Genomic DNA, 12,210 nt, shown 5'->3' with positions numbered 1-12,210 from the left:
CCGCGCCGCCACCCACATCTTGCCAAAGTTGTGACGTGGAACATACGACGGGCCCGGTTATGCGTCAATTACACGCTGTATGCACAAAAGTAACTCAAGTTACCAACTAGTAGCTTGATCTTTCGGTCAACGATGTTGCCCGAGTGAAACATTCACTTTTGAAGGATTCACTCAGGCTGGTGCTGCACGCGACGCGCCCCGATCCGGGCGATCCGGTCGCCTCCCCACGCGCCCAACGGTTCCAGCGCGGCGTTGAGCGCGACCCCGATCTCGGTGAGCCGGTACTCCACCCGCGGCGGCACTTCGCGGTACACGGTCCGGCTGACGATGCCGTCCTCTTCCAGCTCGCGCAGTTGCTGGATCAGCATCTTCTCCGAGACCCCCGGCAGTCCCTTGCGCAGCTCGCCGAAGCGTCGTACGCCATGGTTCGCCAGCTCCCACAGGATCAGCGCCTTCCACTTGCCGCCGACGACATCCATCGCGGCGTCGATGCCGCAGAAGTACGGCCCTGATCTTTTCGCACCCATCGCCACCCTTTCCACCTGTTCACCAACCAATAGGTAAGTACCGGACAAAATAGTAGGTACTTGCCTCCTTCTCGGGCAGCGAGCAATCTTGGTTCCAGCGCGCTGACCAGGACGTTCCTCTACCCCAAGGAGTTGATTCCGCAATGGCGGAAACCATGAAGACCCCGGTGACCATCCTTGGCCTCGGCGCGATGGGCCGCGCACTCGCCGCGGCATTCCTGAAGGCAGGCGTGCCGACGACCGTCTGGAACCGCACCGAGGGCAAGGATGCCGACCTTCTCGCCGCCGGAGCCGTCCGAGCCGAGACCCTCACCGAGGCGATCGAGGCCGGCGGTCCGATCATCGCCGTCCTGCTCGACCACGCGTCGGTGCACGCCACCCTCGACCCCGTGGCCGAGCGACTTGCCGGACGGCAACTGATCAACCTGACCAGCACCGCCCCGGGCGAGGCGCGCGAACTCGCGACTTGGGCGGCCGGCCTCGACTGCGACTACCTCGACGGCGGGATCATGGCGGTGCCGCCCATGATCGGCGGGCCCGGCGCCGCGATCCTCTACAGCGGCTCGCGGGCGATCTTCGACGCGCACCGTGAGACTTTGGAATTACTCGCCTCGGCAGAATTTTTCGGCGACGACGCGGGCTTCGCCTCGACCTATGACTTCGCCCTGCTCGCGACCATGTACGCCATGTTCGGCGGTTTCCTGCACGGTGCGGCCATGATGCGCTCCGTCGGCGTCTCGGCCGCCGAGTTCGGCCGGCGGGCCGCCGCGTGGGTCAGCGCGATGGCGGAGTCGCTGCCACACCAAGGCGCCGTCGTCGACGCCGCCGCCTACACCGATCCCGTCCAATCGATCGCCTTTCACAAAGCCGCGCTCGACGCGATCAGCCGCGCCAGTCGCGAGGCGAATGTCACCCTCGATTTCGTCGCGCCGTTGAAAAATCTTCTCGACCGTCAGGTGGCCGACGGCCGCGGCGCGCTGGGGTTTGAACGAACTTTCGAAGAACTCCTCTGACCCGTGCTCCAGGATTTCGCTTCTCATGGTTGTCGAATTTCTCGGCGTCACGAGCGGGTGACGTGCTCGCGTCGGGCCGTGCGTCCGCGACGCCTGTTGTTCGGTCCGGCCGGATGCTTCCTGACCGGCGCTCGAGTCGATGCAGTATCGGTTCAGCTATCGGTTTCCGATGTCTTCCCAGGGGTACCACGTGCACGTCGAACCGAGCAGAGGGAAGGAAGTGACCATGAGCAAGCGATCCTTCAGCAAAGGTGACGAAGTGGAATGGAACAGCCACGGCAGTACCGCCGAAGGCGAGGTGGAGGAGGTGATCACCTCCTCCACCGAGGCCGCCGGCCGGACCGTCCGGGCATCCGAGGAAGATCCGCAGTATCGCGTGCGCAGTGCGAAAAGCGGTCGCGACGCGGTGCACAAACCCGACGCTCTCCGTCCACGGAATGATTGACCGGGCAGTCGAAACCGCCATGACGGCAGACAACGAAGACACGCGCGCGGAATTCGACGACGTCGTCAATATGACGGCGACAGAATTACGTCGGTGGCTCGACACCGACGAGTCGAAATCGGTGGGACAGAAACCGGAGGACGGCGGCGAGTCGACCGGGCACCGGAGCGGACGCCGCATCGTGGACATCCTCGAGAAGAAGGACCTGACCGATGACGATTACGCGCATATGCGCAGAGTCGTCGGCTACGCGCACCGCCATCTCGAGCAACGACCCTCCGGGGAGATCGAGAACAGCAGGTGGCGGTACTCGCTGATGAATTGGGGCCACGATCCGCTGAAGGGCTGACGGGCCCGCGACACGACATCGGGTGCGACCGCGATCACACTCGATCACGTTCCGCCGCCGATGCCGCCCCGTCGCCGGTGAGCCGGTCCCACCCTTCCCGGCGACCGGTCGCGACCAGCAGGAGAGCGGCGATCGGGCCGGTGATGACCGCTCCCTCGCCCGCTGCCCATTCGATGTCGCTGGCTACCAGGCGGTAACCGGCGAACCTCCGGCGAGCGTGGAAGGGTGCGCCCGTGGCCCAGATCCGGTCGATCGCGGTCCGGGCGGCGGGGCCCGGCATCTCCCGCGAGATCCCGAGCGGCAGCGCGATGTCTTGGCCGTGCACCAGCAGATCCATCAGCCGATCCGCCGGTGTCGTGCCGATGACCGTGACTCGCGCGTCGACGCTGTCGCGCAACTCGCCGAGCAACTGCCCGGTCGCGCGACGCCGGGCGTGGCGGACAGCGGTCTCGCGGATGGCCCGGTCCAGGCTGCCGCGGGCGCGGATCAGATCGACCATGATCCAGCGGATATCGGCGCGCGCCGACAACACCAGGTGCGCGACTACCTCACGCACCCGCCAGCCCGCGCACAGCGAAGGGCGGTCCCAGTCGCTTTCGGGCAGTCGCGCCAGCATCTCGGCCAGTCCGGCCCGCTCCGCGGCCACTGCCCGCCAGATCCGCTCGGCGCTCATCGTCGTGTGCTCGTTCATCGGTGTCACTCCTTGTCTCGGTGGGTGTTCCAGTACGGTAGGAACTCCACCGGGGTGGAGGTTCCAGCGATCGTGACCGAGAACACATGCCGTGACGGCCTGGTGAGCATCGGGGAACTGTCGCGCGCGACCGGCGTGCCCGTCCGCACGCTCCGCTTCTACTGCGACGAAGGGATTCTGGAGGCACGGCGTAGTTCCGGCGGGCACCGATTGTTCGATCCGGCGACCGCGGTGGACCGGGTACTGCTGCTGCGCCGACTCCGCGCGCTCGGCCTGGGACTGTCGGCGATCATCGACGTCCTCGCCGGACGCACGTCGATCACCGAAGCGGTCGCCGCCGAGCGTGCGGCGCTGGACAGCGAACTCGGCGTGCTGGCTTGGCGGCGGGCGTCGCTGCGCGCCGTCGAGGATGCGGCACCCACGGAACGCGCCGCTCGACTGGAATGGCTTGCCGCTGTGCAGGACCGCCGCCACGCGCAGGATCGTCTCGTAGCGTTCTGGCGGCGGCTACTGGCTCCCCTGCCGACGGCGATATTCGACGCATTCGTCGCGATGAACATTCCGCACCTGCCGGCCGATCCGCCGTCCGAGCATCTGGCGGCGTACGCCGAACTCGCCGCGCGCGTCAGCGATCCCGCATTGAGCGTCGCGATGGCAGGTCAACTGTGGCGAACAGACCCCAGGGGAATTCACGACAAACGCGCCCTGGTGACCGCGGTCGCCGAAGTATGCGAAACCGTGGATCCGCTCGTCACCGCACACCGCCGCCCAGGTCCCGGCCCCGAGCTCGACCGGTTCATCGACGCGCACGCCACCGCACGAGGCGAACGCGACACCCCACGCCTGCGGCGCAGGCTCCTCGACAACGCCACCGACAACCACCCCGGCATCCACCGTTACTGGACACTGACCACCGAGATCACCGGAGCCACCACGTCCGGAGCCGCTCAATACTGGCTCTACCGAGCACTTCTCCGCTGGGACTCCGACTACACAGGTAAGAAGCGCCGCTAGCACACCGACCCGCACGGTCCGGCTCGGACGTGACCCGCCCGGCCGACAAGTGCCGGAGCAGTGACGCGGGTTGGCCATTCGCTGAGCGCCTGACGGCTCGGTGATCGCCGCGTGTGCGCGAGGCCGCGACGTAGCGGGCGATTCGGTCGGCGGACGAATAGTTCATGCGTCCTTCGCACCGACGCACGTCCGCCCCGGCAACGGGAGAAGCGTTGCCGTCAGGACCGGTCGCCCGGTGCCCGGAGCAACCGTGCTTGCAACGCGAGATACAACAGCGCCGCATCGGCCGGCACCGCGAATGTCGAACCGGTGAGCCGCTCTATCCGTTTGAGACGGTGTAAGACCGTGTTGCGGTGCAGGTGCAGGCGCTCCCCCACCGCCGATGTCGAACCGCCGAGCTCGTACCAGGCCAGAGCGGTCTGCACCAGAGCATCGGCGTCACCGGGGTGGAGTCGGTCGAATGCGGTGAGCGTCTCGGCGAAGAGGTCCGCGGCAAGCGCGGGTTGGGCCGCGATCAAAGCACGGGCCGGCGACGAAGCGTAGGTGTGGATTTCGCTGTCCGAAGGGAGCAGACACCGGAAGGCAAGGCGGGCTTGGTCGAGTGCGGCAGGCGCGGAGCCCAGGTCGGTGAACGGTCTGCTGGCGCCACCGCGCGTTGCGGCGTCGTGGAGCGCCTGGACGAGCACGAGTGGCGAGTGCGCGGCGGCGAGGGTGACGCGATCGTCGGCGAGCATCGTCCGTACGGTGATCACTTCGGCCGCGGCCAAGCGAATGTCGCCGACCAGGATGACGAACGTGCCGCGGACGGGCAGCCGCATCCGTGTGCCCACGTCCTCGCGCTGCGCGGGTGGGAGGTCGGGATCGAGCAGTGCTCGCAACAGCCGTTGATCGGGGTGATCGCCCCCGGTGAAGGCGACGCGCCGATAGGTGTCGGCGGCCGCGACGGAGTACGCGTCGACAGTGGCCCAGACGCGGGTGGACAGGTGAGGCAGCGCGGAACGGTCGTCGGGCCGAGCGCGTTCGACGATGACCTCCCAGAACGCCATGCCCGCGACGCGGAACGCGTGCAGCAAACTGTCCAGCGGAATGCCACGCTCGGCTTTGAGACGTCCGGCCCGGTGCGCGGGTTCGAGCGAGTACCGGCTGCCGGCGATCGCGTCCAGCAATGCCGCGAGACTGTCGGTGACGAGCGTGGCCAATTCGTGGTGAGCGAGGACGGCGTCGCCGTAGTCCTTCTCATCGTGTTCGATTCTCTTGGTGATCATCTCGGAGATCGCGGCCAGGTCCGCCCGCAGCTCGCGGAGCAGGCGCGGGTGCGCGAGACGAGTGTCCTGGGTCACTGCCGTCAACCTAGCGCGCATTGTGCACGGGCACAACGAAAATGGATGAAGTGGAGGCGTGCGCCTGTCGCCGCGACGGACCACCGCCGACGACACTGAGGTGACATGATCCGCACGACGGAGTACCGGAGATCACCATCATGACCACTGCCACGCGCGAACTGTTCGAGCGCTACCACGCCTGCTGGGTAGACCGCGACCCGGACCGAATCGCCGAACTCCACACCGTCGACTCGGTGTTCCACCTGCACTCGGGCCAGGAGCCCGCACGAGGCAGGCCCGCCATCCGCGAGGCCGCGGCGGGGACCTTCGCCCTGGTTCCCGACCTGGCCTTCCACTTGGTATCGCTGCGTGTCGGGGAGGATTTCTGGGTGGTGCAGTGGCAGCTGACCGGAACCTCCGCGACCGGCAAGCAGGTTCACGTCGATCTCGCGGACTATGTCCTGGTCGAGGACGGAGCGGTCAAGGAGAAGCATTCCTACGTCGACGGAGTCGCCATGCAGCAGGCCCTGGGGTGACGGCGCGCTTCACCGACTCGGCGTGAGGACGCGATCGGGCCGGGGCGCACAGGTCAGCGGCAGCAGTTGGGGTCCAACACCACGCACAATGCCGCGAGGGCGTCGCGGCGGGCGCGGTGGAAGGTGTTCATGCCGCGGCGTTCGGATGCCACGAGCCCGGCCTTGCGGAGCTGGCCGAGGTGATGGCTGACCGTGGACTCCGACAGTCCGACCGCCGCGGCGAGGTCGCCGCCGTTCTCCTCGTCGGAAGTGCTGGTCAGCAGCAGTGACAGCAGCTTGACCCGCGCCGGGTCGGCGATCGCCTTCAACCGCAGCGCCACCGCGAGCGCGGCGTCGTCGTCGATCGGCCCGGCCGCGACCGGCGCGCAGCAGACCGGGGCGGACATGTCGATCACGGGCAGCGTCTTGGGCATGCGATCGACTCTACCGGCTCTATTGACATATGTCGAAAAGGTGGCAGACTCGGCACCGAACCGGTTCTTCGATATATGTCACATAAGTGGAGGTAGTCATGTCCCGCATCCAGCTCGCCCTCAACGTCGACGACATCGACCAGGCCGTGCGGTTCTACTCGACCCTGTTCAAGACCGAGCCCGCCAAGCGCAAGCCCGGCTACGCCAACTTCGCCATCGCCGAGCCGCCGCTGAAACTGGTGCTGATCGAGAACCCCGGCCACGGCGGCGGCCTCAACCATCTGGGCGTCGAGGTCGAAAGCTCCGACCAAGTGCACGCGGAGATCGCCCGCCTGTCGGAAGCGGGGCTGTTCACCGAAGAACAGATCGCCACGACCTGCTGCTTCGCCACACAGGACAAGGTCTGGGTCACCGGACCGAACGACGAGCGCTGGGAGGTCTACACCGTCCTGGCCGACAGTGAGACCTTCGGCACCGCACCCGCACTCACCGGCGCGGCCGGGCCCGCCGAGAACGAGGCGGTTCAGGCTTGCTGTGGCACCACAGCGGAAGCCGCCGCCGAAGGTGCGTGCTGCAGTCCGACGGCAAAGAAGGAAGCGATCGCCTCCGGTGCCACTTGCTGCAGCTGACCGATGGCGCGGCTCCCGGCGTGACCGCACCGTCCTGTGCGGTCACGCCCCTCGTTCGCCGGCGACTGGCTACAGCCGCCGAGCCGACCTGCTCCTCAGAGCAGCGCCGGACCGGTACGGTCGCGGCTGCTACCGATCGTGACCAGTCATGTCAGGCGCGAACCCTGCGTCAGCGATTCGGTCGACGTTCCCCGAGTCGGCCATGGGTGCCGTCTCATCTCGAACGGCAGCGCGGTCCGCTGCTCGGCCATGCCTACCACCGGCGATCGCGACATGGCGTGTCGTCGCGTTCTACGGTGGAGATATGACCGCCTTGGAGTATCGGCATCTGCTGGTCGCGCGGGACGGCGACACGGTGCGCATCACCATGAACCGGCCGGAGCGGCGCAACGCGCTGTCGGGCGAGCATCTCGCCGAACTGCTCGCCTCGTTCCGGGCGGCCGGTGAGACCGACGCCACCGGCATCGTGCTCGGGGCGCAGGGTCCGGTGTTCTCCGCGGGACACGATTTCGCCGACGTCGCCGCGCGCGACCTGCTCGGCGTGCGGGAACTGCTCACGCTGTGCACCGAGCTCATGTCGACCATCCAGTCGGTGCCGCAGGTGGTGATAGCCCGGGTGCAGGGTCTGGCCACGGCTGCCGGTTGCCAACTGGTGGCCTCGTGCGATCTGGCCGTCGCCGCCGAATCAGCCGGTTTCGCGCTCCCCGGCGGTAAGGGTGGCTGGTTCTGCCACACCCCCGCGGTGCCGGTGGCCCGCGCCGTGGGCCGTAAACGACTGATGGAGTTGGCCCTCACCGGCGACCCGATCGATGCCCGCACCGCCGAACAATGGGGCCTGATCAATCGAGCCGTGCCGGACGCCGACCTCGACACCGCCGTGGGCGAGTTGCTCGCCCGCGCTACCCGTGGCAGCCGAGCGAGCAAGGCACTCGGTAAACGCACCCTCTATCGCCAACTCGACCGCCCCGAAGCGGATGCCTACACCCTCGCCCTGGAAGTCATGGCCGCCGCCGCGCAACTTCCTGGCGCCCGGGAAGGGATGGCGGCTTTCCTGGCGAAGCGCCCACCTGTCTGGCCCGACTAGAGGTGTCTGCCCCACCCTCGCCAATGCTGGTGGCACGGCACAATCATCGGATGGTTGTGGGGATCGACGGTTCATGTTCAGCTGGATGCCAACCGATGGTGGGGCCGGGACGGTACGCATCACTGGTGAGAACGCACCGCAATATCCGAAGCGCACTCGTCATGGCCGCTGTGTGCGCGACCGCCGTCCTGTCCGCTTGCTCGCCGTCGAGTTCGGAGGCGGACTTCACCGCCGCCAGGGATCAGTCCTTGGTGATCTCGCTGGATGATCTGCTCGCCGAGACCGGCGGCAGCGCCGCGGTCGGGATCGCCGATCCGCAGCACGGCACGATCACCCGGCGCACCGACGGCGCGGTGGTGTACACGCCGGCGGCCGGATATACCGGGCCCGACAGCCTCACCGTCACCACCACCGACGCCGTCAAGGTATTCACCACCGATATTCCACCGCTGGGCGATTTCGGCGGGGTGAGCCTGCCCGGCAGCGGGTACGGGTCGGCCTTCACGCCGGTGCCCGGCTCGACCGACGAGTTCTACGGACTGACCGACCGCGGTCCGAATGTGGACGGCAAGGGTAAGAACGAAAAACTCGATCCGGTGCCGAATTTCACGCCCGCCATCGCCGAATTCAAGGTGGTCGGCAACAAGATGGTGCCGACAAGCACCATCTTGTTGAAGGATTCGGCGGGCCGGCCGTTCAACGGCCTGGTCGATACCTCCGCAGGCACCGGCGAAACCATCCGCGACCTCGACGGCACCATCCTGCCGCCCACCGATCACGGCATCGACAGTGAGGGTCTGGTGGCGCTGCCCGACGGGACCTTCTGGGTATCCGACGAGTACGGACCGTTCATCGTCCACTTCGACGCCAACGGCACCGAGCTGGAGCGGCTGGCGCCGGGACGTGGCCTGCCCAAGGAGCTTTCCCTGCGCACTCCCAACCAGGGCATGGAGGGGCTGACCGTCACGCCGGATGGCAGCACGCTGGTCGGCATCATGCAGAGCGGGCTCAGCGCGCCGGGTGTCGCATCGGCGCGCGAGGTGCCGATGACCCGAATCGTCACCGTGGACCTGAAGACCCGCGACGTCAAGGAATTCATGTATCCGCTCGAGGAGCCGAAGCATAAACTCGCGGTCTCCGAGATCACCGCACTGAGCAACACCACCTTCCTGGTCGACGAGCGCGACGGCAAACAAACGCCCAAAGCCGACAAGAAGCTGTGGACGATCGACATCACCGGTGCCACCGACATCGGTCCACAGGCGAAAGTCCCGGGCGCGCAATACCATTCGGAGCTGGGCCTGCTGGTCGACGGCAAACCGCTGGAACTCCTCGTCGGTGCGGTGCCGACCGCGGACGGCGTCGCCGCGTTGCGGAAGGCGGGCATCGCCCCCGTCGCCAAGAAGTCCAACCTGGACCTCGGCGGCCTGCTGGACGGTCTGAACGCCGACGGCAAGTTCTTCGGCCACGACAAGATCGAGGGCATCGCCACCCGCGACGGCGGCAAGACCCTCTACATCGCCAATGACAGCGACTTCGGCATCGACGCCGCCACCGGCGACCGTCCACCGTTCGGGTTGAAAGCGAAACTGCTCGCCAACGGCGTGCAGGACTCCGGCGAGGTGCTGATGATCGACACCACCAAGCTGCCCGCCCAGACGCAGACGAGGACGGTCACGATCGCCGTCTCCTAGCCGTTTGGGGAAGGTCGAGACCTCCCCAACGCGGATATCGTGAGGAGGGGTGTCCGTAGCTCAGCCCGGATTCGGGCGGACAAGGCGTTGGTGTGCTGGGGCGGGTGGCCGAGCACCGCCCCGACCGGCCGGTGCCGCCGATGGGCGGAACCACGCCGCGATCGGGGCGGTTCGTGCCCCTGCCGCAACCGCCATCGAGCACGGCCGGGGCCTGTGCTCGATGGCGGCGTGCCGGCCGACAGTTCCTACCGTCCGCTGCCGGCCTGACGGCCCGGCCTCACTTCAGGTGCCGGGCGAAGAACCGGTTCCCGGCGTCTCCTTCGAACTGCGGGACGCCGGTGTGTCCGCCCATATTGGCGTGCAGCGTCTTCTCCTTGGAGCCGAAGGCGTCGAACAGGTCCAAGGCCATCTGCCGGTCGTTTCCTTCGTCGTCCCACTGCAGCAGGACCTGCAGCGGAATGGTGACCTGCCGGGCCTCCTGGAACATGCTGCGAGGTACGTAACTTCCGGCGAACAGAAGGGCGGCCGAGATACGTGGCTCGACCACCGCCAGCCGCAGGCCGATGGATATCAGCCCTCCCGAGTACCCGACCGGGCCGCCGATCTCGGGCAGTGAGAGCAGGGCGTCCAGAGCGGCCCGCCATTCCGGGACCGCTTGTTCGACCAGCGGGAGGACGAGCCGTTCCACGATCTCGTCGTCGACCTGCTCGCCGGCCGTCACCGCCCGGCGCAGGTCGGCGCGGGCCTGCTCGGCGGCGGCCGACCGGGGCCGGTCACCGCTGCCGGGCAGCTCGATGGTGGCCGCGGCGAAGCCCTCCGCCGCGGAGTGCCGGGCCCGGCCCATCAGGCGGGGATACATCTGGCGCAGCCCGCCGGGGTGGCCGATCAGGATCAGCGGCGCTGGTGCGGATGCGGATGCGGATCCGGGCGTCCACAGGATGCCGGGGATCTCGCCGCGGGTGAATTCGCGCTCGAGGACATCGTCGTCGAAGCGCTGTTCGGAAGTGAACTGCACGGTCGTGCCTTTCGGGAGTGCTGTTGGACGGCGCTCCCGGACGACCTATCGCCCGACCGTGACCCCAGAGGGGAGCACCCATGTCGATACTGCGTTCACAGGTACCACCTCCTCGGTCTTTCGCACGGCCCCCGAAAAGTAGCAGTGGACGCCATGCTCCGGCAACGGCTTTTCGGAGGCTCGGTGGCGGGCGAGTCCATCAGCCACCGGCCCACCTCGGTTGCGGAGGCCGGACCCTCGGCACGACGCCGGGCGCGGTCGGAGGCTGTTCGACGAGCCGTATGGGCCACCGCAGGTCGATCATCGTCGCCGTACGCAGGGTGCGTTCGCGCGTCATGATCGGGCCCAGCTCCGGCGCGCCGATCGATACCGTCACGGTGCAGTCGCCGGGGCCCAGTGCCACCAGCGTCCCGTTGCGGACGGTGGCGGCGAGCGGCTGGAGCAATATCGCCACGCAGAGTTCTATCGTGAACTCTCCCACCGGCTGTTCGTCGATGGTGACGTCCAAGCACGGACGGTAGGTCTGGGTGATTTCGTGCTCGAGCAGCGTGACCTGTTCGGCTCCTCCGGCGCGGGTGCGCATCGCCGCCCGGCGCAGCAGGTCGTAGCGGCGCCACCCTCCGATCGCCACACTGCCCAGGTCGACCTGAAGGAGCCCGTCGATGGTTTCGGCCACCTCGTGCAGCGCCGTCGACGCCAGTATCGGGGCCACGCCCGGCGCCCGACGCAGGGCCAAGTGTTCGGCACCTCTCTCGTGCAGGCACTCGGCCAGTTCGCCCACCCCGGCTTCGTGCGGGGCGTTCTGGAACAGAACCGTCCGAGCCCTGATCGACGCTGGACTCGTCATCAGAGCACCTCCTTGACAGTCAGCCACGGCTCGCAGGCCCGCAGCCGGACCCGCACGTCCGGAGTGCGGGCGGCCTGGCGCACGTGGATCGATGGGGGGCCGTCGGCGACCACGCGCACATGCACCCGCGGGAGAGGCGGATCCGCGTTGCGTGGCGCTTCACCCGGGCGGTTCCGGCGGCTGCGTACGACCAGCGCTGCGGCACCGAGTGCGACCAGGAGCCCGCCGAGGCCCAGCATGTCGCCGGCACCGGTGTCCTGGTCACGGTCACCGGGTTGCGACGGCGGGCTCGGACGCTCGCCGGTCGGATCAGTGTCCGTCGGTTCACCGGTAGTCGGAACCAGTCGCGCGGGGATCACCTCGACGGATGCCTTCACGACGATGCGCTGAGCGGTACCCAGGCAGGCGGCGGGAACGGAGTGCACACCCAGTTCGACTCCGTCGGGAACGTCGACGCGTGTATCGAACGAACCGCCTCGGACCCGGGCGTCCACGGCCTCGGACCAATCCGGAAAGGCGCGCACCGACTCGCAGGGCCAGCCATCGCCGTGCACCGTGATAACGGTGCCCCGCTCGGCGGTGGCCGGCGCGACGAGGGTGGGTGCGGGAAGCACAGCGGAACTTCCGCTCG

Annotated in this window: 15 protein-coding genes; 8 read left to right on the top strand and 7 right to left on the bottom strand. The window is 67.8% G+C overall.

Annotation, left to right across the window (positions count from 1 at the left end; all coding sequences use genetic code 11):
- Positions 1 to 167 precede the first annotated feature (167 nt).
- A complete protein-coding gene (locus GVY64_RS19955) occupies positions 168 to 527 on the bottom strand; it encodes a winged helix-turn-helix transcriptional regulator (protein ID WP_159843625.1) in 360 nt (119 codons plus the stop codon).
- A 143-nt stretch (positions 528 to 670) separates the two neighbouring features.
- On the opposite strand from GVY64_RS19955, the gene GVY64_RS19950 reads away from it, so the two are divergent.
- The 3 genes from GVY64_RS19950 to GVY64_RS19940 all read left to right on the top strand — a co-directional run bounded on the left by GVY64_RS19950 (position 671) and on the right by GVY64_RS19940 (position 2,334).
- Positions 671 to 1,540, top strand: a complete 870-nt coding sequence (locus GVY64_RS19950; RefSeq protein WP_159843623.1) for an NAD(P)-dependent oxidoreductase — start codon at positions 671 to 673, stop codon at positions 1,538 to 1,540.
- A gap of 226 nt (positions 1,541 to 1,766) precedes the next feature.
- The gene (locus tag GVY64_RS19945; protein WP_159843621.1) at positions 1,767 to 1,985 is read left to right on the top strand and encodes a DUF2945 domain-containing protein; all 219 of its coding nucleotides are present in this window, start codon (positions 1,767 to 1,769) and stop codon (positions 1,983 to 1,985) included.
- 19 nt (positions 1,986 to 2,004) lie between these two features.
- Positions 2,005 to 2,334: a DUF3140 domain-containing protein gene (locus GVY64_RS19940; RefSeq protein ID WP_159843619.1), complete on the top strand. Its 330-nt coding sequence runs from the start codon at positions 2,005 to 2,007 to the stop codon at positions 2,332 to 2,334.
- 34 nt (positions 2,335 to 2,368) lie between these two features.
- On the opposite strand, the gene GVY64_RS19935 is transcribed toward GVY64_RS19940, so the two are convergent.
- Positions 2,369 to 3,025: a maleylpyruvate isomerase family mycothiol-dependent enzyme gene (locus GVY64_RS19935; protein WP_236567003.1), complete on the bottom strand. Its 657-nt coding sequence runs from the start codon at positions 3,023 to 3,025 to the stop codon at positions 2,369 to 2,371.
- A gap of 72 nt (positions 3,026 to 3,097) precedes the next feature.
- Here GVY64_RS19935 and GVY64_RS19930 point away from each other — a divergent pair, with 72 nt between their 5' ends.
- Positions 3,098 to 4,039, top strand: coding sequence for a MerR family transcriptional regulator (locus tag GVY64_RS19930; RefSeq protein ID WP_159843617.1), 942 nt, complete (start codon positions 3,098 to 3,100; stop codon positions 4,037 to 4,039).
- Between the two features lie 218 nt (positions 4,040 to 4,257).
- On the opposite strand, the gene GVY64_RS19925 is transcribed toward GVY64_RS19930, so the two are convergent.
- A complete protein-coding gene (locus tag GVY64_RS19925) occupies positions 4,258 to 5,379 on the bottom strand; it encodes a PucR family transcriptional regulator (RefSeq protein ID WP_159843615.1) in 1,122 nt (373 codons plus the stop codon).
- A 140-nt stretch (positions 5,380 to 5,519) separates the two neighbouring features.
- Here GVY64_RS19925 and GVY64_RS19920 point away from each other — a divergent pair, with 140 nt between their 5' ends.
- Complete coding sequence (locus GVY64_RS19920; RefSeq protein ID WP_201298072.1) at positions 5,520 to 5,897, top strand: ester cyclase; 378 nt, start codon at positions 5,520 to 5,522, stop codon at positions 5,895 to 5,897.
- A 53-nt stretch (positions 5,898 to 5,950) separates the two neighbouring features.
- Here GVY64_RS19920 and GVY64_RS19915 read toward each other — a convergent pair whose 3' ends face one another.
- Positions 5,951 to 6,310 carry an Rv2640c family ArsR-like transcriptional regulator gene (locus tag GVY64_RS19915; RefSeq protein WP_159843613.1) on the bottom strand — a complete coding sequence of 120 codons (360 nt, stop codon included), beginning with the start codon at positions 6,308 to 6,310 and terminating at the stop codon, positions 5,951 to 5,953.
- 98 nt (positions 6,311 to 6,408) lie between these two features.
- Between GVY64_RS19915 and GVY64_RS19910 the strand changes: the two genes are divergently transcribed.
- The 3 genes from GVY64_RS19910 to GVY64_RS19900 all read left to right on the top strand — a co-directional run bounded on the left by GVY64_RS19910 (position 6,409) and on the right by GVY64_RS19900 (position 9,717).
- Positions 6,409 to 6,939 carry an ArsI/CadI family heavy metal resistance metalloenzyme gene (locus GVY64_RS19910; RefSeq protein WP_159843611.1) on the top strand — a complete coding sequence of 177 codons (531 nt, stop codon included), beginning with the start codon at positions 6,409 to 6,411 and terminating at the stop codon, positions 6,937 to 6,939.
- 304 nt (positions 6,940 to 7,243) lie between these two features.
- A complete protein-coding gene (locus tag GVY64_RS19905; RefSeq protein ID WP_159843609.1) occupies positions 7,244 to 8,023 on the top strand; it encodes an enoyl-CoA hydratase-related protein in 780 nt (259 codons plus the stop codon).
- A gap of 125 nt (positions 8,024 to 8,148) precedes the next feature.
- On the top strand, positions 8,149 to 9,717 hold the full coding sequence (locus GVY64_RS19900) for an esterase-like activity of phytase family protein (RefSeq protein ID WP_236567002.1): 1,569 nt from the start codon (positions 8,149 to 8,151) through the stop codon (positions 9,715 to 9,717).
- Between the two features lie 277 nt (positions 9,718 to 9,994).
- Here GVY64_RS19900 and GVY64_RS19895 read toward each other — a convergent pair whose 3' ends face one another.
- The 3 genes from GVY64_RS19895 to GVY64_RS19885 all read right to left on the bottom strand — a co-directional run bounded on the left by GVY64_RS19895 (position 9,995) and on the right by GVY64_RS19885 (position 12,193).
- Entirely contained in the window at positions 9,995 to 10,732 is a 738-nt protein-coding gene (locus GVY64_RS19895) for an alpha/beta hydrolase (protein ID WP_159843607.1), read from the bottom strand.
- Positions 10,733 to 10,931: 199 nt separating this feature from the next.
- Positions 10,932 to 11,579 (bottom strand): hypothetical protein, encoded by a 648-nt coding sequence (locus GVY64_RS19890; RefSeq protein WP_159843605.1) that lies wholly within the window; start codon positions 11,577 to 11,579, stop codon positions 10,932 to 10,934.
- Positions 11,579 to 12,193, bottom strand: coding sequence for a hypothetical protein (locus GVY64_RS19885; RefSeq protein WP_159843603.1), 615 nt, complete (start codon positions 12,191 to 12,193; stop codon positions 11,579 to 11,581). The genes GVY64_RS19890 and GVY64_RS19885 overlap by 1 nt, the downstream gene beginning before the upstream one ends.
- Between the last annotated feature and the right edge of the window lie 17 nt (positions 12,194 to 12,210).

Origin of the sequence: Nocardia sp. CY41, from assembly GCF_009829325.1 — a bacterium.
Classification (GTDB): Bacteria; Actinomycetota; Actinomycetes; order Mycobacteriales; family Mycobacteriaceae; genus Nocardia.
The sequence above is the reverse complement of the archived record's forward strand: the minus strand, read 5'-3'. Positions and strand labels throughout refer to the sequence as shown.